General features: G+C 57.7%; 17 protein-coding genes and 1 pseudogene. 7 read left to right on the top strand and 11 right to left on the bottom strand.

Annotated features, from left to right (window positions below):
• Positions 1-304 precede the first annotated feature (304 nt).
• A complete protein-coding gene (locus CO670_RS15025; protein ID WP_097590952.1) occupies positions 305-1,378 on the top strand; it encodes a hypothetical protein in 1,074 nt (357 codons plus the stop codon).
• Between the two features lie 353 nt (positions 1,379-1,731).
• Here CO670_RS15025 and CO670_RS15020 read toward each other — a convergent pair whose 3' ends face one another.
• Positions 1,732-2,310, bottom strand: coding sequence for a hypothetical protein (locus CO670_RS15020; protein ID WP_141502283.1), 579 nt, complete (start codon positions 2,308-2,310; stop codon positions 1,732-1,734).
• A gap of 109 nt (positions 2,311-2,419) precedes the next feature.
• Positions 2,420-2,920: a hypothetical protein gene (locus CO670_RS15015; protein ID WP_097590950.1), complete on the bottom strand. Its 501-nt coding sequence runs from the start codon at positions 2,918-2,920 to the stop codon at positions 2,420-2,422.
• A gap of 177 nt (positions 2,921-3,097) precedes the next feature.
• On the opposite strand from CO670_RS15015, the gene CO670_RS15010 reads away from it, so the two are divergent.
• Positions 3,098-3,805 carry a hypothetical protein gene (locus tag CO670_RS15010; RefSeq protein WP_097590949.1) on the top strand — a complete coding sequence of 236 codons (708 nt, stop codon included), beginning with the start codon at positions 3,098-3,100 and terminating at the stop codon, positions 3,803-3,805.
• On the opposite strand, the gene CO670_RS32520 is transcribed toward CO670_RS15010, so the two are convergent.
• Complete coding sequence (locus CO670_RS32520; RefSeq protein WP_141502280.1) at positions 3,790-3,990, bottom strand: hypothetical protein; 201 nt, start codon at positions 3,988-3,990, stop codon at positions 3,790-3,792. The two genes, CO670_RS15010 and CO670_RS32520, sit on opposite strands and share 16 nt — an antisense overlap.
• Before the next feature lie 476 nt (positions 3,991-4,466).
• Positions 4,467-5,603, bottom strand: coding sequence for an RHE_PE00001 family protein (locus CO670_RS15000; protein WP_097590947.1), 1,137 nt, complete (start codon positions 5,601-5,603; stop codon positions 4,467-4,469).
• A 268-nt stretch (positions 5,604-5,871) separates the two neighbouring features.
• Between CO670_RS15000 and CO670_RS14995 the strand changes: the two genes are divergently transcribed.
• Positions 5,872-6,801 carry a nucleotidyltransferase and HEPN domain-containing protein gene (locus tag CO670_RS14995; RefSeq protein ID WP_097590946.1) on the top strand — a complete coding sequence of 310 codons (930 nt, stop codon included), beginning with the start codon at positions 5,872-5,874 and terminating at the stop codon, positions 6,799-6,801.
• Positions 6,802-7,160: 359 nt separating this feature from the next.
• On the opposite strand, the gene repB is transcribed toward CO670_RS14995, so the two are convergent.
• The 4 genes and pseudogenes from repB to CO670_RS14975 all read right to left on the bottom strand — a co-directional run bounded on the left by repB (position 7,161) and on the right by CO670_RS14975 (position 14,014).
• Positions 7,161-8,132 carry a plasmid partitioning protein RepB gene (repB, locus tag CO670_RS14990; RefSeq protein WP_097590945.1) on the bottom strand — a complete coding sequence of 324 codons (972 nt, stop codon included), beginning with the start codon at positions 8,130-8,132 and terminating at the stop codon, positions 7,161-7,163.
• Positions 8,133-8,207: 75 nt separating this feature from the next.
• Positions 8,208-9,407, bottom strand: coding sequence for a plasmid partitioning protein RepA (repA, locus tag CO670_RS14985; RefSeq protein ID WP_097590966.1), 1,200 nt, complete (start codon positions 9,405-9,407; stop codon positions 8,208-8,210).
• A 1,796-nt stretch (positions 9,408-11,203) separates the two neighbouring features.
• Positions 11,204-11,776, bottom strand: a pseudogene (locus CO670_RS14980) (FAD-dependent oxidoreductase); the annotation flags it as partial.
• Between the two features lie 276 nt (positions 11,777-12,052).
• Positions 12,053-14,014, bottom strand: coding sequence for an elongation factor G (locus CO670_RS14975; RefSeq protein WP_097590944.1), 1,962 nt, complete (start codon positions 14,012-14,014; stop codon positions 12,053-12,055).
• A gap of 139 nt (positions 14,015-14,153) precedes the next feature.
• On the opposite strand from CO670_RS14975, the gene CO670_RS14970 reads away from it, so the two are divergent.
• Positions 14,154-14,453 carry a WGR domain-containing protein gene (locus CO670_RS14970; protein ID WP_245425827.1) on the top strand — a complete coding sequence of 100 codons (300 nt, stop codon included), beginning with the start codon at positions 14,154-14,156 and terminating at the stop codon, positions 14,451-14,453.
• A gap of 32 nt (positions 14,454-14,485) precedes the next feature.
• Here the strand turns inward: CO670_RS14970 and CO670_RS14965 are convergent, their stop codons facing one another.
• From CO670_RS14965 to CO670_RS14955, 3 genes are all read right to left on the bottom strand, one after another.
• Positions 14,486-14,695, bottom strand: coding sequence for a hypothetical protein (locus CO670_RS14965; RefSeq protein ID WP_097590943.1), 210 nt, complete (start codon positions 14,693-14,695; stop codon positions 14,486-14,488).
• Between the two features lie 126 nt (positions 14,696-14,821).
• A complete protein-coding gene (gene aqpZ / locus CO670_RS14960; RefSeq protein ID WP_097590942.1) occupies positions 14,822-15,547 on the bottom strand; it encodes an aquaporin Z in 726 nt (241 codons plus the stop codon).
• Between the two features lie 109 nt (positions 15,548-15,656).
• Entirely contained in the window at positions 15,657-16,349 is a 693-nt protein-coding gene (locus CO670_RS14955; protein ID WP_097590941.1) for a GntR family transcriptional regulator, read from the bottom strand.
• Between the two features lie 142 nt (positions 16,350-16,491).
• On the opposite strand from CO670_RS14955, the gene CO670_RS14950 reads away from it, so the two are divergent.
• Genes CO670_RS14950 through CO670_RS14940 form a run of 3 tightly spaced genes read left to right on the top strand, consistent with a single transcriptional unit; the run spans position 16,492 to position 19,246 of the window.
• The gene (locus CO670_RS14950; protein WP_097590940.1) at positions 16,492-17,496 is read left to right on the top strand and encodes an ABC transporter substrate-binding protein; all 1,005 of its coding nucleotides are present in this window, start codon (positions 16,492-16,494) and stop codon (positions 17,494-17,496) included.
• A 57-nt stretch (positions 17,497-17,553) separates the two neighbouring features.
• Positions 17,554-18,372 (top strand): ABC transporter ATP-binding protein, encoded by an 819-nt coding sequence (locus tag CO670_RS14945; RefSeq protein WP_097590939.1) that lies wholly within the window; start codon positions 17,554-17,556, stop codon positions 18,370-18,372.
• 4 nt (positions 18,373-18,376) lie between these two features.
• Entirely contained in the window at positions 18,377-19,246 is an 870-nt protein-coding gene (locus tag CO670_RS14940) for an ABC transporter permease (protein ID WP_097590938.1), read from the top strand.
• The last annotated feature ends 2 nt before the right edge of the window (positions 19,247-19,248 follow it).

Genomic DNA, 19,248 nt, shown 5'->3' with positions numbered 1-19,248 from the left:
ACCCTTTCGTTCCTTATGGAACATAAAGGGAACGCGCTCCTTTTTCCATAGCAAACATATTTCGATTTAATACGAGAATCATTGACGCGGGAGCCCGAGCTTACCTTGAATTCACAGCGAAGCTTAGTTTATCAACAGTTGTATCGCGACCACCTGCAACGGTGTGCACGAATACTACCCCGGACGGCGTCTCAAGGCACGTGCGGCGACCCCTCCCTTGCGAGCTCGCCTCCGGTTGCTTTGAGCTTCCGTTTCATCGGTTGTTCCCACATTGCCGGCACACGTTGCTAGGAGCAGTTTTTGCATGAAGGAACAGAAACACTTTGGGCCGACGCCGGAACAAGTGCGATTCTTGATTGAGTTCGCGAACAAGCTCGCTTGGAAGAACCCAGATTTAAAGGTCTTGCGAGACGAGCTGAAATCAGAATACTCCGAACTTGCGAACATCCTTCAGGACATGATCTTGAAATCGCACGCGAGAGGCAAGCTCGTTCTTCCCGACCTAACGGCATTCGGGAACGAAACTGTCGCGGTCTTCTCCGATTACGCCGGGGAATCAAGCGGGGATTATCATACGTATTCGTATCTCGTATGCGGCTGGAACACCTGCGGTCCGTTTCTGAAAAGAATGAAAGACATCAGATCCTCCTTTGATCTCGGCGAGAAGGAGATCGCATTTAAGGACTTCCGCATGGGGCAGATGAGGCGCGCCCTGCCGGATTATCTAAAGACCGCAAATCTACTTCTGCACGGCTTTCTACTCACAGTGGTCATCGACAAAAGGGTGATGACCGTCTTCGGCCGCAATGAAAAAGAGACGCTCTCCGAGCTGTCAGAGATTCTCAAAGAGAACGGACTAGGAAACTGGAAGCCAGGCAGCGCCGAGAAACTACTGAGAGTGGTGCACGCAGTCGCTTTCCTTGTAGGTCTTCTCGCAGAGTCGGGCCAGAAGATCTTTTGGATGTCGGACAATGACACAATCTGCGCCAATGAGGATGTCCACCGACGAGCGCTTGAACTCTTCGCAAGGGCGGTCGGGCTCTATACCGACCCCGAATGCAAATTTCCGGTCTTTGGCGGAGCGGCACCATTCAAAGAGCGTGGGCTCGGCCACCTGGATCTGCTGAGCATCGCGGATATAACCGCGAGTTCAGTAGAACACTATCTTACGAAGAAGAATACAGCGGATACTGTTGATTTCGAAGTCAAAGGAGGCTCGGACTCCGTGTTGCAGTGGCTTGCTCATGACGGCCCTTCATTGTCAAAGATGACGATCATCATCCGCCCTCATGATGCTGGGGGGCTCGAAACAGCAAATCTCGAGTTCAAACTTATCGAAGAGCCGCTAGACGCGACATTCATTCCTGTGGTGATCTAGTGGCCTTCAGGCGGATCGGTCATTGTACCTTGCTTGGAAAGTCGAGCGGCTTACAGCTCCAGCGGACGCCGAGCGGCATACGAGCCTCAAGGGTCAGAACAAGATCAGTGCGAAATCGTACGTTTAGCCGGAAAATTGATGCTTGAGATTGGTTTCGTTCCCAAAACCACGCGCTCAGTACCATTTAGCCTAAAGCTTCATAGTTGGCACAGACGTCAAACTACGGAAACTATCGACGAATTCGGTTGGCGTACGATTTCGCACTGATTTTGTCCTGCCCCCTAGGTCGCTTCCCTGCCCGCGGGCCGACACCCAGCGCGCGAGGTCGTTACGATCAGGACGCGGGCCCCGAACTAGGGTCTGATCAATCCTCCACCGATGCAACCGGTAAGCTTGTCTGCGAGAACATCGCTGAAATCCTGCAGCTTTTCCTCGTCGAGCATGTCGAACGCGTTAAGCCGGTCTTCCGGGGGCTGGCTAAGATAGCCACTGTCGAAGCGTCCGAACCTCGCCCTGTCGATTGCCACTTGCACACGCATATCGCCCTGCGATCCTGCGTAGCCGAAATAAGAGATAATGATGTCCAGTTTTTCGTATTTGTTTTCGGCTTTAAGAGCCAAGTACCTCGCGAGACCGCCAATTGTAAAACGAACTTTCGCGCCGCGCTCTTCCGGTGGTCGCGGTATCAGTTCCAGTTTCGCCTTTTTGACGTCCAGTATCGACTGAATACACGCCATCGTCTCGGCAGGATAAGCATGGGTGGGCAGCATCGCGACTGGTGCGACCGAAACCCTCACCCGACATACGAGGCCCGTGCAGTCATTCGCATCGGTTGCCTGTTGGAAATCTGGTCGGGTCCAGGCGACTTTTGTCGTTGGGTAACCAGTGTTTGTCCGACTGAACATGGACACATAGCCGTCATTTGGCTTCATCCAGGATGGTCCTGCGTAAACTGTCGGGTCTTTAAAAGCGCTCTGACAGGACGTAACGGAGACAGCGACTGTAGCGATCATCAGAAGCTTTTTAAATCCACTCCCGAGGCTAACCATCAGCTGCCTCCTGAGCGACTGCCGTATCCCCAGAGTGTCGTTTCCGACCGGGCGACGCAGACCGCAATACCCTTTTCTTGAACAGAAACTCCGCCACGACGGGAAGACCGCCGCCGGTTACAGACTCAATGCCAACCATGGCGACCTTCATCATCGGCCCGGTGACCAAGCCTGCGCTCACATATGAGTGGATGATGAACGTAACCAACAATCCGATAGCAATGATCATCCCGACGGCCAGCGCTGCAGTGCTTCGCCTGACCCTTTCGTCGTTTGACGTCTTTGCTTCATGGTAGAAGAGATCGTCTGTGAACTTATATCGAATGTATGTTGAAACACTCACGGCACCGACAGGCGCGATCATAAAGATGATGGCCCAGATTTCGTCCGGTGACATGGTGTTCTGAAGCATATGGTATGCGGCGAGCGCGATGTAGAGCTGAAGCGCTATACAGCCAAGTCCAAAGACGTCCTTTAATCTGCGAAGCGTCATCGTCGGTCCCCGCAATTTTCGTAATCAGAATGGCTGTCTTGCTTTCAAGCAGTCAAGCATAATTATGACGCAATTCCGCAAATCAGAAATTTTCAATCATATCGATTTCTGGCATGGTTAGTTTTTGACGGAAACGTCAGTAATTTTTCCGAGAACCGGAAATTTTGGTAGGATTGTATGATAAACCCGTCGCTCTCCGCACCTCACAAGGGCTCAGTCATCGCGAGCCAGATCGAGCTACTTCAGAAATATCTCGCTAGCGGTCGCTCCCGGGAGCTTTACTCGGCCATCAAGGGCGTGTGCACCGAACGGACGTTACGCAACTGGCTGTCTAATCCGCAAAACGCGGAGAAAGCGCCGTTGGTCAAAAATGGGGCCCTTGACCGTATCATCGCGACTTTGCATGAGAAGGATTCTATATCTTACTACGACAACTATCGCTTCTCTCTTGGAGAGATGCGGGCGGGCGAAGATACCCAATATGGGCTCACAAGGTACGTCGGAACGTACCAGTTTTATTCGAATATCCCCGCGGCACTTCTGGGTTTGAACCAAATAAGAATCAAAATTGTCGAACCATTTATCCCCGTATTCAGCTTCAGAATGCTGAGCGATAATGTCTACCGGAAATGCGACGGTTTCATCTTCGACTCCGGCGGTAAAATTTTTTTCACGGGACTGGCGGAGTATGTAAACACGTCTATCGTTATCGCCCCGGTCGTAAACCCTACTAAAGACAATATTCGCGGGATCATCACGATACAAAATAAGATGACGCAACAATGTTTCGTCTCAAGCTGCCTCCTTATCCACTCCAACGCATACCGCCCTTCTGAGACTGAAAACTACAAGAAAAAGCTCGGTTCGATTTACGAAATGCTATAGCCTTGCAGACAAAATCGCTCGTCGATGTTGACGAGAGCCTGCCGTGATTCGCCGATTGCCTCCCACACGGTGCCCAAGCCACCCGATACCAGATCTGTCGCCCCCGTTCGAAGCCGAAGCCCGTCCAGCGGATGATAGCGATAGTCGAGCCGTCCGCGATCGCCGCGCAAGGCAAGCACGTACATTCCGGAAGCTTCACACTTCCGAGCGACAGCCTCCGCTACCGCGGATTTGCTGGTCCCGCTCTTTTCCTGGAGGATGAGCCTATGGCTCCCGGGGGTTTTGATCTGCCGAGCGACCACTGCTGATAGCTCACCGTGCCCGAGCACGAAGCTGACAACTTGCGACTGGAGGAAAGCCATTACGCATTAATTTCGTCGGATGAACCTAGCCCCCGCTAGATCTCACTCCCTCAGATAACAGCGGAGTTCCGCGATATGTTGTGCGTACGCCTTTAGCGTGTATTCTAATAGGTTACGGGCGTACTTGCAATATTGAGAAAATTCTCGGCAACATTTTCAAAGTCCACAAGCGCCTCCGTTCGAAAAGGTCAACGCTATGGCAGAGGTCTTCAACTACTGGATTGGGAGCCTGCAGTTCGATCACATAAGGTGGCAGGCGTCGTGACGGACGTACCTTGATGACGGTCGTGGAGAAAAGGCTAGGTCACTCCCCAAGCCCGAAACCTCCCCCTCCCCGTCATCTCCCTGAGGCCGAGTTCCAAAACGATTCGCCGCGCCGCCTGTGGCGTGACGTCGAGCGTTTTCGCCACCAACCCGGCCGACACGAGCGGACGCGCCATCACCAGCTCGACCATCTCCGGCAGTTTTGAAGACGTTCGTCTTCCCGACAATTTGTGTTCCATCATCTGCCGCGCTAATGCCAGCCTGTCATGCTCCTTCAGGCCGATCTCGGCGGCCGCGATGAGCCCGTGGGCAATGGCGACCAACCGGGTTTCGCTATCACGATGTCTGCGCCGATCGACTGCAATGGTTTTCAGGCCGAGATTGATCGCCACCAGATGGGCGCCGGTGGTGACGCCGGCCTGGCGCAGGATCGATGCTGCCAGCAGCCGGCCGAGCCAGGGCGCGTGCTGCAGCACCGACAATTCGTTCCACGCATCGAGGGCGACGATCGCCTGCAGCACCGCCGGCAAGTCTTGCGCCTGCCGCACGATGCTGCGCCATTCCTCCAGCCGCGCATCCTCGTCCCAGTCGAGATCATAGACCAGCGGATCTTTTTCCGCCGCGCTGACGCGGCCGGGTTTTCTGGCTTCTTCGATCGCCGCCTCGGATCGGGCGAGCACCGCATCGATGGCGGCATAGTCGACACCGGGAAGGCCTTCGCCGCCGTCAGCGTCGTCCCCCTCCCCTATCGGCTCGACATCGACAGGCTGCTTTGCGCCGATCGCCTCCGCCACGTCAGCGTCGGCCGGCATGATCTCCGCGGTCTGCCGCAGCGTCCGAAGCCCGTCGGTGGAAAAAGCCCAGCCGGGCTGTTGGGCGGCGATGCGCCGGCGGGTACGCAGCACGTCGCGAGCGATTGTCAGTTCATGGGTGGGTGTGCGAATATCGCGGGTGTCGTCGTGGAGGACTAGGTCTTCAAGGTGAACAAGTTCGCCGTCGATCCACAGCGAGGCGCAGGCATCGGTGAAGTGGGTCCGTTCGACAAAACCCTGCCCGACTGGCGAACGGGCGATGCGCTCGTCGAGACGCGCCAGCACGATGCCCGCTTCAAAAGCGGGGCCAATCAGGGTCGAGTTTGGCAACTTTCCGAAATCGTAAGACATTGAAATCATGGTAAACGATTTGTTAAACGAACTCTATCTTAAAGTTAGTGTTCCTTACTTGGTATGAAAGTGGGTTGTTGGCCTCACTTCCGATAAGTAATGCTTATCGGAAGCGACCTATCCCTCGGTGGCGCATATATCCTATTGGCCTATATTTCTCTCGCGCGGCACCTGCACCCCTACGACACCCAAATCGTCAAACGACAGTAAGTATACGCCTGCGGTGTCGCGAAACTGACGGTAGACGATATCCAATGTTTCGCCTATCGATAGTGCCATGAAGTCGTCTATCGATCATATTCCGCTTCGCAAACGTGAGCTCGAACGCGTTCTGAAAATTCTACACGAGGAATTCGAAGACGTGCTGAGGGACGGCACGGCGGAGTTCAAGAAACGTGGGCGGATTCTGAAGATCATCCTGTTCGGCTCCTACGCGAAGGGTGGATGGGTCGATGAGCCCTTTACGATGAAGGGATACCGCTCCGATTTTGATCTTCTGATCATCGTCAACAACCGGAAGCTCTGCGAGTTCGCAGAGTACTGGAACAAGGCCGCTGACCGACTGATCCACGACAAGTCGATCGAGACGCCGGTCAGTTTCATCGTCCACTCCAGGCGCGAGGTAAATTCCTACCTCAAGGAGGGGCAATACTTCTTCTCCGACATCCGCAAGGAAGGGATTGTTCTCTACGAACTCGACGACGAACCTCTTGCGGAGCCGCGGCCGCTCTCACGGGCGGATCGCCTGCGCGTTGCGAAGGAGCACTTCGAAGACCGATTCGTCGCCGCAAAAGAATTTTCTGAGTGGGCGGATTACGCTCGCACGAGGCAACAGCGAAAACGCGCCGCATTCGCGTTTCATCAGTCTCTAGAACAGGCTTATTCCTGTGTTCTCCTGACGCTGACGAACTACGGCACACCTTCCCATAATATTAAGTTTCTCCGTTCGCTCGCCGAGGAGCAGGACCGGCGCCTAGCTGAAGCCTTTCCTCGCGACCAGCATCGTGAGCGTGCATGGTTCAACACCCTAAACGAAGCATACGTGAAAGCGCGGTATTCAAAACATTTCGAAATCAGTGAGGAGGCCCTCGCCTGGCTGGCGGAGCGGACCGCTATCCTACTGGAGTTGGTGAAGGCAGTGTGCTCTGGCCATTTAGACGGCCTGAAAGCGCGAGAGTGCGTAGAATTAGCCGACGGCCGGCCCTGAAGATCCTGAATTTCTGCTCTTTTTAGAAAACCGGTGTAGAACTAGCGCCTGCCGGTATCGACCGCACCAGTTACGCCAGTGCTAAATAGCAAAGTCCACTGATCGGCTTCGCAATGAACACACCTCAGAAACTCAACACGGTCGCCCGGTTTTCCTGCCTCAGCCGCAGGTCTGCTCATGACCGACAAAATGGCTCGCGAAGGACCGCATGCAGAACCGCGGCGGACATCCCCGCCGATTGTCGATCGCGCAACCCGATCAAAGTCTAGATTGGTAAGGCGCTGCTGCAGGACGAGGCGGGCGGGGAAGCTTTCAGGAGCTCGCCCGCGACCCCTTTGCCATTGCGCGCTTATCCTGTCCTACTGAACCTTTCGACTCCGATAGGTCTGATACAAATTGGACAGGTTCTCAGACAGGAAATCTCCAAAACCGAGGGCGTCTTTGGCCCTCAAAGCAAGCGTGTACGTCCGCCCGTCGCTCTTCAAATCAATGGCGACCGACTTGTCCTCTGAAACCCATTTCGTATTGCGGATCCGTTTTGTCGAATTCGCCCGGCCCGACGTTTTCACATATGCGAGCAAGGCGTTGAAACGATCATCCCCTTTCTTGTCGCCGAATTCTTCAGACTTCACGAAAGCGAGCGCCTTCTCCAAATTTGTCGGCCGGTCCAACAACGCCTTCAGCTCGTACCAGCGATCCCGGCCAATCCCCTTCGCTGCGCCGACAGCGTCGAGCACCTCACCAGGCATGCTCGCCACTGCCAGCATTTTCGATAGGGTGGCCCTGTCCAGGGAGAGGGCAGAAAGAATGATCGCGTTGTCTCCATCGACATGGAGTCGTGCGATCTCGCTTGCAAACATTGCCTTCTCAAAAAAGGAGAGGTTGGCACGCGCCGAATTCTCCTGGCCTTGAGCGACGAGGTGATCCCTGTCCTGAAGCTGCTTGACGACAGCGCGGACTTTTTTGCCGAGCTCCCTAGCCGCACGCAGCCGCCGATGGCCAAACACGACCATGTAGCGTCCTAACGCCTTCGGATGTGGACGCACGAGGATGGGACTATCCTGACCTCGGTCATGGATTGCCGAACGCAACTCCGCAAACTCCTGCTCGTCATCTTCGATGCGATCCCGGACAAAGGACGGATCGATGAGATCAGGTTCCAACTCAACAATAGTTTCGCCCTCCAGCAACCGGTCCGCGCGAGCTGCGATCTCGTCGATAGAGCTCAGGATCGATTTGGACGCCCCCTTGATTGTGTAGTCGAGCGCCACGCGGCTTTCATCGGGGCCGGCGTTAGTCATGACGTTCATGAACGGGTTCTTGCGAGCCATTCTGTTATCCCCGAAAACTCGATATTATGTTGTTTTGACAGGTTATTGTTCTCGTTTTGACGGCCGTCAACATCGCTATAGTCTTCCCCATGCCCTGTGGATCAAGCCCTGGATCTCGAAATTGACGGCATCCATGCATTCGATGGCGCGATCGTAAGTTTCGCGCGTGAAATTCGAGCGGTCCAGTTCATAAAGGGTGCGTTTCGTCAGGCCGGCATCGGAAATCGCCGTCGTCTTCACCATCTGGCTCTTGAGAATTTCTTCGGCCAGCATCGACTGCATAAAGCCCAGCATCTGGACTTGAGGAATATCCGAAGGTTCGAAACGGGTGATGAGGTAACGCAGCCAATCCATGCGCACATTGGCGCCAGCCATCTTGATCGTCTTCGTGATGTTGCCCAGCATCAGCAGGAATTGCGACATCGACATCAGGTCGAGCATCTGCGGATGGACCGTGATCAATACGGACGTGGCAGCCGTAAGTGCTGTCAGCGTAAGATATCCAAGCTGTGGAGGGCAGTCGACCACGACGACATCGTAGCGGCTCTCTACCTCCTCGAGCGCCTTCCCGAAGCGGGTGAAGAACCGCTTTCCTTCGGAACCAGCCTGCTGCATCGCCAGTGGCGTGTCGTACTCGTATTCCTGCAGGTCGAGGTTTGCGGGGACGATATCGAGACCCGGGAAATTGGTAGGTAATATGATGTCGGAAATGGGCTTGCGCTCATCGTCGTAGCGCAGCGCATCGTAAAGCGATGGGTTCCTGTCCAGCTCGGGCTGAAAACCGTGCAAAGCCGAGAGTGACGCCTGCGGGTCGAGGTCGACCACCAGAACCCGGTGCCCCGTCAAAGCCAGATGCTGGCCAAGGTGCGCTGCGGTCGTCGTCTTGCCAGAACCGCCTTTGAAATTGACCACCGCAATGACCTGAAGTTTGTCGCCTTGCTTGCGGTGCGGAACATATCGCTTCGCTTCCGTCTTCCCCGTTCGGTCGAGAAAGAAGCGCAGTTCCATCATCTGCTGCGCAGTATAATACTTGCGGTTTCCCGACATCGTCGTTGGGGTAGGGCCCTTGCCGTCGAGATAGAGGCGCTTCAGATTGCTGGGGGTGACGCCCAAATAGTGAGCAACTTCGGCCACCGAGAATTGACGAAGCGTCTTCCTCGCATCCGGCGGAAAATTCTCGAGACGCAATTGATCGAGCTTGCGCGATATCTCCGCGCCCTGCATCAGGATCTTGTCGTCGAATTCGAATGACGGTAACGAAGTGAACGCGTTCATCGTGCCTCTGGCCATTATGTCGATAGAATCGCCGAAATCAGCGAAATGGCGTCATTATCTGTGATTCTTGATTTCAGGCAAGGATTGGAGAGGCTGCAATCGGTTAAAAGTGGTGGAGCAGTGCGTTGAGTAGATCCCGGGCTCGAGGGAAACGGCCGGCCTGGTTACGAGGCGTCGTGTTGACTGCCGTCAAATCGAGCAATTTCTCAAACCCCTGCAATAGCTTAATGGATTTTTAGTGGCTTCGCCGCCGCGATAAGGCGCTGCAGCGTTTCGACATAGGCGGAGATTGAAATCTCATGTCGCATCTGTGAGAGACCATTGTGCAGATGGCTTTTTCATCATCCCAGTGCTGGGTTTGTTTCTGTTCCAGATGTCATCCGGAGATGATAAGGAGTTGAGAGCCAGTGGCTTGGATGCAGCGGCGAAGATCGAGAGATGTCCCCAGGTAAAAGGCGAGGTGCGCCACCATCGGTGCGCTTTGACAGGCGTCTCCGGCCGCCCGTTCTCCTCTTCGGGAGTTCCCTATTACCTTTAAGCCGGCGAGAGCGCGACCTCATAACTGCTGACTACGGATGAAAACCCGGGTTTGAAGTGGTCTGCAGGCCTGAGCCTGCAAAGGAAGCTCGGTCAGGCTGGACCTCCCCCAGCCATGCCGGAAGAGATTGCAGGAGCCGACAACGCGCCAGCCAACGTTCCTTCGCGGGGCAACGTCGAAGATTGTCCGCTCCACAGGACGACGTCACCTTTCACCCGAGCCCACGCCTGCTTCCGTCATCATTGTTCGAACGTCAGCAGCGCGATTAGGAGGAAGGCTCAAGGAGGAGATCCTCGTCTGTCGGCGACCAGCCCCGAGACCATCGAGTTCAGCAGCGCGATCAAAAGCGTATGCGAGCCGGCAACACTGGCGCCTGGCGGACATCCATCAACTGTTCGACAAAGACGTCGGATAGCCCCAGCAGCATGAAAGTGGCAGTTCCTTTCGCGCCGGCCGCCCCTAACGGCAGCCCGTGCAAGCGGCGTGGCGACGGTTTTTTGATGGCAATTGACCGCAATCCAGCTGACGCTGATGCGCATCAGTTGCGATCGACAAAGGCAACCACGGAGGCTGCGCCACGAATGCGGCCCTTCGGCCGTATCCGGCAGGCGAGTGCCGGAGATGCGCTCATGATCGCTCGGTGCCCCTCGGTCGGGGCCTCATTATTGCGCCAAATAATTAGCGCTCGTGAACGGAATGTCTCCATGAAGAGCTGCGGCTGAACGCAATTGAGCGCTAGGGTGGCTTCAGAAGTCAGCAGTTTCGCAGGCGGGGCGTCCCAATTGGACTTTCCTCCACGACACAACGAGGTGGGCTGCGATCTGCGGCGACGCGGAGATGCACCCCATATCGACTTTTTTTGAGTGCCTAAATCAGGGACGTGTGCGCTTTCAACACAGCAATGCGGAATAGCCGAGAAGCGCCTGCCATGGGGTGCAGAGGAGTAGACGATAGCGGACTGCTGTACCCCCCGGACTGCGGGATCCTTGACACCCGTAATGTTCGGTTTAATCATTGTCTTCTGCTGTGCCGTTCGACTCGGAGGGCGGGGATTGCGGCTCAAGAAGGACCGCCTGGCTCCATGATCGAGACGGACAGCCATTTGGTTAGCCCGGAGCTGCAGCCGGGTAACGGAAGCCAAGCGGCCTTTAACTTCTGGTTGGCGTGGCGTTTATATTTATTTCAGTAAGTTAATAAGGGCCGGTCTTTCCTGCGGTAAGCGGAATACAACAACCATGCCAGGAGCCCGCCATCCCTTTCAGATATGCAGCGCGCTCCCTAAAGCTTTCGCCGCCGCCTCCATGATCGCTTCGCTGCGGGTCGGATGTGCGTGGATGGTGCCGGCGATATCTTCCAAGCGTGCGCCCATCTCGATTGCCAGGGCAAAGGCCGCCGAAAGTTCGGAGACACCCGCCCCCACTGCCTGCAGGCCGAGAATGAGATTGGTGTCGGCGTGGGCGACGACGCGCACGAAGCCCTCTTCGGACAGCATGGTCATCGCCCGCCCGTTGGCGCTGAACGGAAACTGGCCGGTGCGGATCTCATAACCTTGCGCCCTCGCTTCCGCCGGCGAGAGACCGGCGCTGACGATTTCGGGATCGGTAAAGCAGATGGCGGGGATGCAGCGCTTGTCCCAGGCCCGCTTCCTGCCGGCGATGATCTCCGCCACCATCTCCCCTTGCGCCATGGCCCGGTGGGCCAGCATCGGTTCGCCGGTCACGTCGCCGATCGCATAGATGCCGCGCATGGAGGTGCGGCAGCGATCGTCGATCCTGAGATAGGGGCCGGCGCGGTCGAGATCGAGCTCTTCGAGACGGGAACCCGCTGTCCTGCGAACTCATCGAGAGAAACGGAGCAGCCGACGGCGGGTTTCACCTGCTGGGCAATCGGGAACGCGGTTGATTTGCCAAACGACTTGAGCCCGCATACCAATGGTCGAATTCTACATGATCGCCATCGGCGAACTGATCGACTCCCCAAAGCACTGCATCCCCGGTAAGCAAGCCCTCAACGGCTGGCCTATGCTACAGGAACTGCAAACGTTGCAGGCACGTCAGGGCGGGCGTGAGGCCGGCTCTGTGAACGGGCATGAAGTCGTGCGAATGTTTCAGTGTGCGGTGGCTGATTTCTCCTTTGCCCTCACAATGGCGTCCGCTTCCTTGCCGTATAGTTCCTCGAAGTGATCGAAGCTCTTGGAAAAATAGCCAATGCCCTGCGTCGCCGAGCGCAGCGACCGCGCCAGATCTTCAAGTGCGCCGCCCGGAACGAGCGCCCGGAAGATGTCCCATCCCTTGGCGGCTTCATCTCGGTCGAAGCCGAGAACCTGACCGTTGAGAGCGGCGACGATCTGGACAAGGCTGCCTGAATAAAGCGACGGGATGTGGAACTCCGTGCGGAAGATCGGCTGCATCAAGACGGTCGATCCTTCGGAAAACGCCTGTCGCACCCCCATTTTCGATGCAGTCCGGAAAGCGTGTTCCGAACTGTCGACGGTATGGTGCTGACCATCCAACAGCGTTACGCCGACATCGATGACTTCGAAACCTAGCGGTCCTTTCTCCATCGCTTCGCGCGCCCCCGCTTCGACGGCGGGGAAGTAATTGCGCGGAACGGCGCCGCCCTTGACGGTTTCGCCAAAGGTGAAGCCCTGGCCCCGCTCATTGGGGTGAATGCTCAGCTTCACATCCGCGAATTGCCCGGCACCGCCGGTCTGTTTGCGATGGCGGTAATGAACCTCCAATGGTTTGGCGATCGTCTCGCGGTAGGTTGGGCTGGGCGTTCGGTCGGTCACGGAGATGTGAAAGACTTCCGCCAGCGTTCGGCAGAGATCACGCAGATGCACCGGTCCTTGGGCGCGGACGAGTTGAGCGCCCGTGCCTTCCTCCTGCAAGACTTTCAGGCCGCGATCCGTCTCGGAAAGTTTCGCCAGCGTTTCGGAAAGTTTGTTTTCATCGCGCTCGCTGCCCGGAACCAGGATCCTTTCAAGCATCGGCGTGGGTGGTTCCGTCCACTCAGGCGGGGCGACCACCGCGCCGGAGGTCAACAGCGAAGGGAGGGACAGGTGGTCGGACTTAACAGTCGCGAAGACATCCCCCGGCGCAGGCAGAACCGGCGCATTGGACCGCCCGTTTGCGAGACTTTGGACGGCGCCGAGGCTGGAGCCGCCGAGCGATGCGCCTTGCCGCAGTCCCTCGCCAAGTGCGCGCACGAGCACCGTCTTGCCGACATTCTGGCGATGATAGGCATGAAAGCTCACGGCCGCCAGCTTGCCTTCATCGACAGAGCCCGTATCAGCGAGACGCTGCCTGAGAATCCCTACCGGCGGCGCCTCGTGGCGCAGCGCCTTCATCAGCCTCATCATGCCATTGCCGTGACTTGCGGCACCGATCAGGACCGGGATAATTTTGTTTTCCCTGAGAACCCGTGATGAAATGGCATAGAGCGCGTCGCTGGATGGCTCGCGGTCCTCGATCAGTTCCTCGAGAAGCCAGTCATCAAATTCGGACAGGTGTTCCAGCAGCTCGGTGCGCGCTTCGTGCTCGCGCTCGGCAGTGCTTTCGGGGATTGCGATCAGCGCCGAAGTCTGGCCTTCCCGGTAGCGCCACGCCCTTTCCGAAATCAGATCGCAACTGCCAATGATCCTGTCCCCCTCGCGGATCGGGACCTGGCGAAGCAAAAGGGTGTGGTTGGCGTAGTCCTGAAGCGCGGCGATCACGTCCCTCAACCGCCCTCTCGGTTCGTCCATCCGGTTGACGAAGAGGATGCAAGGTGTTCCCGAAGCTTCGACGATCCTGAGATAGGGCGCGGCGAGCACCGCCTCCTCGGGTGCCGATGAAACGCACAATATGCAGGCGTCGCTGGCAAGAAGCGCGTGCTGCGCGTGCGCCAACGCTTCGTTGGGTCCTGGCGCATCCAGTGCGCACCAAGCCTCGTTTCCGAAGGTGAACTCTGTGAGGTTCAATCCATAAGGGGAGCTCGATTTTCTCGGCGTCCCCTCCAGGGAGCCGAGCTTTTCCACGACTGTCGATTTTCCGGTCTGCGAGGGTCCAAGCACGGTAAAGCAACGCATCGGCCTTCCTCCAACTGCCATAAACACAATCTTCAGCCATCATAGGATGCCCTGAACCGCTGCAAGGCGCCAGAGGTGTTCAGTTTCACAATGCATCACGGGGATGAATCGATCCGCCGGGATCGATTCAGGAAACTCGTTGGACGCCGGAAACAGTGCGGCCGATGATGCGAACATGGATGCCGACACTGAAATGACGCTGCTTTACAGGATTGATCACGCTCGGAATATGGCGCGTTTCTACAGCCTGTCCGTCGAGCCAAGTCTATTCGGAGGCAGCGCGCTTGTTCGCCGCTGGGGCAGGATCGGCACGAATGGCCGGCAGAAGATCGAGTTCTTCGATACGGCTGCAGAGGCTGCCGATGTTCAGTCTCGTTTTACTGCGCAAAAGCTGCGCCGCGGATACGTGCGCGAGCGGTTGCGGATGGGCGGAGGGTAGACTTCCAGTGCGCTTGTGCGCAGGGGGAAAAATTACCTCGCGTCATTGCCCGCGCAAATCCGGGCCGCCTGCGCTTCGACATCCCTCGGGTCCAGCGTTGCGCTGCCGGCCTGGCGGTTGATGTCGGACGACACGATATCCAGGCACCGATCGAAGCCGGTGGGGCGCAGGAGAATGGCGCCGGCAATGGCGAGGGCTGAGATAAAGATCACAGCGGCCGGCAACAAGCTGTCTCGCATCATTACCTTTCCTTGAAATCCCGCTGGCCGTGCGCCTTGCAACCTAATTATGGATGCAGCGTCTCGCAACGCCGTCAGCAGATCCGCCGCGACCGGCGGGGCAAGGGCCGGTCGCGGTGCCTTTCCCGCTCATTCCGCCGGCGCGGTTCCGATGACGACGCCATCCGGTTCATGGCTGAGCCAGCGGTAAAGCGCGCCGCCGATCACCCCGCCGGCGATCGGCGCCAACCAGAACAACCACAGTTGCTGAACGGCCCAGCCGCCGGCAAAGACCGCCACGCCCGTGCTGCGCGCCGGATTGACCGATGTATTGGTGACATCGATGCTCATCAGGTGGATGAGCGTCAGGCCGAGACCGATGGCAAGCGGCGCAAAGCCGGCAGGCGCCTTGCCGTGCGTTGACCCCATGATGATGAAGAGAAATACCGCCGTCAGCACCAGTTCTGCCAGGAAACATGCAAACAGGCTGTATTGGCCGGGTGAATGTTCGCCGTAGCCGTTCGAAGCGAAGCCGGCGGAGGGATCGAATCCGGCTTTGCCGCTGGCGATCAGGTAAAGCACGCCGCCGCCGATAACGCCGCCGACCACTTGAGCAACAATATAGGGGGCAATCTGGTTTGCCGGGAACCGTCCGCCTGCTGCGAGGCCGATCGTGACGGCCGGGTTCAAGTGGCAGCCCGAGATATGGCCGATGGCGTAGGCCATGGTCACGACAGTCAACCCGAATGCCAACGCCACTCCGAGATAGCCGATTCCGACATTCGGCAGGCCCGCCGCGATAACGGCGCTGCCGCAGCCTCCAAACGTCAGCCAGAACGTACCAATTGCTTCCGCGGTATATTTCCTCATCGTCATGGAAACCTCTCTCGATAGAGATCATGCGTCGCCACCCTGGCGGGCATTGAGGAACCCTAACGCCGGGAGATTGCGTGAGGCATACTCTTCGTCGGGCGTTCGGCAGGCCTTAACCCCGAATGTAATCCGGGTACTGCGCCTTGATCAGATCGATGATCGACAGTGTGCCGGACAGATGTTTTCTGAGCGCCGCCGTCGCCGCTTCGGGCTTACCCGACGCGATAGCGTCGATAATGGCTTCATGGTCGGCAAGGACTGTCTGCATCTTGCCCGGCATCGGGAGGTTGAGGCGCCGCAACCGGTCGAGATGCACGCTCTGGCGCCTGACATTGGCCCAAAGCTGCAATATGCCCGCCTTCTCGTAGAGCTTCCGGTGAAAATCGCGGTCAATGTCGTCGAAGATGTCATAAGTTTCCGGAGACTGAACCGCCTTCTGCCGCGCCAGAATCTCGCGCAGCTCCGCCGCCGTCTCGCCTGGCGCCTCTTCGGTTAGCCGCCGCACCGCCTCAAGCTCGATCGATAGTCGCAGAAATTGCGCCTGCCTCGCATGGTCGGTGTCGATCTTGGCGACAACGGTCGCATATTGCGGATAAACTTCGACAAGTCCTTCTTCCTGAAGCCGCATCAAGGCATCGCGTACAGGGGTCTGGCTCACGCCGAATTCCAGCTGCAGCGAGGCGCGGGACAATACCGTCCCCGGTGCAAGCTCCACCGTCAGTATCCTCGCCCGCAATATCTCATGGATTTGCAGCGCCACCTGTCGTGACCGATCCAACTGGCTTTCCCGAACCATTCCGCTCATGTCCCTGCCCTTGTTCCGCGTCGTGCAAATCGACTAGATCACATTTCTTGGGTTGATGCACTGATGCATTAGTGCTTCAATAAAGAAATCCGCCTCGGGAGGGCGGCAAAGGGCTCTTGCCCGCATCCTTTGGGAGGACCAGATGCAAATTCTAAAACATTGTCTTGCGGCCGCGGCCCTGACGCTCGGCCTTGCTTCGGCCAGCCAGGCCCAGGAAAAGACAGCCATCTCGATTACCCGCCAGCCAGGCATCCTCTATCTCGCCAGTCATGTGATGGAGACGCAGAAGCTGATCGAAAAGCACGCGGCCGCCGAGGGTGTGGCTGATGTGACTGTCGAATGGCGGACCTTCAGCGGCGGCGGCGCTCAGACGGATGCCTTGCTTGCCGGCAACGTCGACGTCGTCAATACCGGCACCGGCAACCTGCTTTTGCTCTGGGACCGTACCAGGGGAAAGGTAAAGGGGATCATCACCAGCTCCGCGCAGCCGGTGATCATGGTCAGCAATGACCCGCGCATCAAGTCGCTCAAGGACATTACGCCCTCCGACAAGATCGCCGTGCCCACCGTCGGCGTATCGACCCAGGCCATCCTGCTGCAGATGGCGGCGGCGAAAATGTTCGGCGAGGACAAGGTCAAGTCATTCGATTCCAACACCGTTCAGCTGGGACATCCGGATGCGGTTGCTGCAATCGCCAACCCGAACCACGAAGTGAAGAACCATTTTTCGGCGCCGCCTTTCCAATATATCGAACTGAAGCAGCAAGGCGTGCACAGGGTGACCGATTCCAAGGAGATTCTCGGAGGTGCGCTGACGCAGGCGACCTTCTTCACCACCACGGCATTCGCCGATGCCAACCCGAAGATCGTCAAGGCGCTGCGCGAAGCGACGGAAGAAGCAGTCGCCTTCATCAAGAAAGACCCCAAGGCCGCCCTGGAAGCCTACAAGACGGTATCGGGCGACAAGACCAGCCTCGATGATCTGCTCGCCATGCTGAAGGAACCGGGCATGGATGAATGGCGCACCGACCCGCAGGGTACGATGAAGTTTGCCGAGCACCTGCACAAGATCGGTACGCTCAAGACCATGCCGAAAGCCTGGACCGACTATTACCTGCCCGACTCCGCCTATCTCAACGGCAACTGACGGCCCCGGGAGCGGCGCTTAAACCCGCCGCTCTCCCCTCTTCAAGGAGTAATTCCAATGCTTCAGGCCATTGCCCGCACCGGCAACGAGACCGCGCCGGCGATCGAAAGAGAGCCCCTCCTCAAGGTCGACAATGTGACGCTGCGCTACAAGACCCCGAACCTGTTGGTCACCGCCACCGAGGGCGTCAGTTTCTCCGTCAGCCAATCCGACAGGTTCGTGCTGCTCGGCCCGTCCGGCTGCGGCAAGTCAACGCTTCTGAAAGCCGTCGGCGGCTACATGACGCCGGCGGCTGGCTCCATCCATATCAATGGGCGGCAGGTGAAGTGTCCGGGGCCTGACCGCATGATGGTCTTCCAGGAGTTCGACCAGCTCATGCCTTGGAAAACCGTGCTCGAGAACGTCATGTTTCCGCTGCTGGTCGCCCGCAAGCTGCCGAAGGCTGAAGCCGAAGCATTGGCGCGCGAGTATATCGACAAGGTGAAGCTGACGCGTGCCGTCGACAGCTATCCCCACACACTGTCCGGCGGGATGAAGCAGCGCGTCGCCATTGCCCGCGGCATGGCGATGCAGCCGGATATCCTCCTGATGGACGAGCCGTTCGCCGCGCTCGATGCCCTCACCCGCCGGCAAATGCAGGACGAGCTGCTCCAGCTTTGGGAAGACACCAAGTTCACCGTCATCTTCGTCACCCATTCGATTGCCGAAGCGATCAAGATCTCGAACCGGATCCTGCTGTTGTCGCCGCATCCGGGCAGGGTCAAGGCGGAAGTGGTCGATGTCGACAAGGTCAGCCATGAGGACGGCAGCGCCGCGGCGCTCGAGCGTGACATCCATAACCTGCTGTTCTCCTCGGAACCCGGCCACAAGGAATAGAACCATGTTGTCCGCAAACATCATTCTCGCGCCCGATGTCGAGGTCGCCAAGCCCTACGACAACGTCAAACCGGTCGAACAGAGGCTCAGTGCATTCGAAACGCTCTGGGGCGTTGGCGCACTACGCAAGACATTGCTGATCCTCACGCTGGCAATCGTCTGGCAAGTCTACGCCTCCTATCTCGACAATCCCCTTCTGTTCCCGACGCTCAGCGACACGATCGTCACGCTGGTCGACCGTTTCGCCGATGGCACGCTGCCGGCCCGCATCTGGACAACGCTGCAGATCCTGTTCATGGGATATGCGCTCGGCACCGTGCTCGCCGCACTCCTGACCGTGCTCGCCATCAACACGCGCATCGGCACGGATTTTCTCGAAACGATGACGGCGATGTTCAACCCGCTGCCGGCGATATCGCTTCTGCCGCTGGCGCTGATCTGGTTCGGCCTCGGCGCCTCCAGCCTTGTCTTCGTGCTCGTGCATTCGGTTCTGTGGGCGGTGGCGCTGAATACCCATTCCGGTTTCCTCGGCGTCTCGCGCACCTTGCGCATGGTCGGCGCCAATTACGGCCTGACAGCGATTTCCTATGTGCTGCGGATCCTCGTGCCGGCCGCCTTCCCTTCCATTCTCACCGGCCTGAAGATCGGCTGGGCCTTCGCATGGCGCACCCTGATTGCCGCCGAGCTCGTCTTTGGCGTCTCCTCGGGCCAGGGAGGCCTTGGCTGGTTCATCTTCGAGAACCGCAACCTCCTCGATATTCCGGCAGTCTTCGCCGGCCTCTTGACCGTGATCATCATCGGCCTGATCGTCGAAAATCTGGTCTTCCAGACGATCGAGCGCCACACCATCCAAAAATGGGGAATGAAGGAATAGCC

The organism is Rhizobium sp. J15 (assembly GCF_002531825.1).
GTDB lineage: Bacteria > Pseudomonadota > Alphaproteobacteria > Rhizobiales > Rhizobiaceae > Rhizobium.
This window is presented reverse-complemented; position numbering and strand designations above follow the sequence as displayed.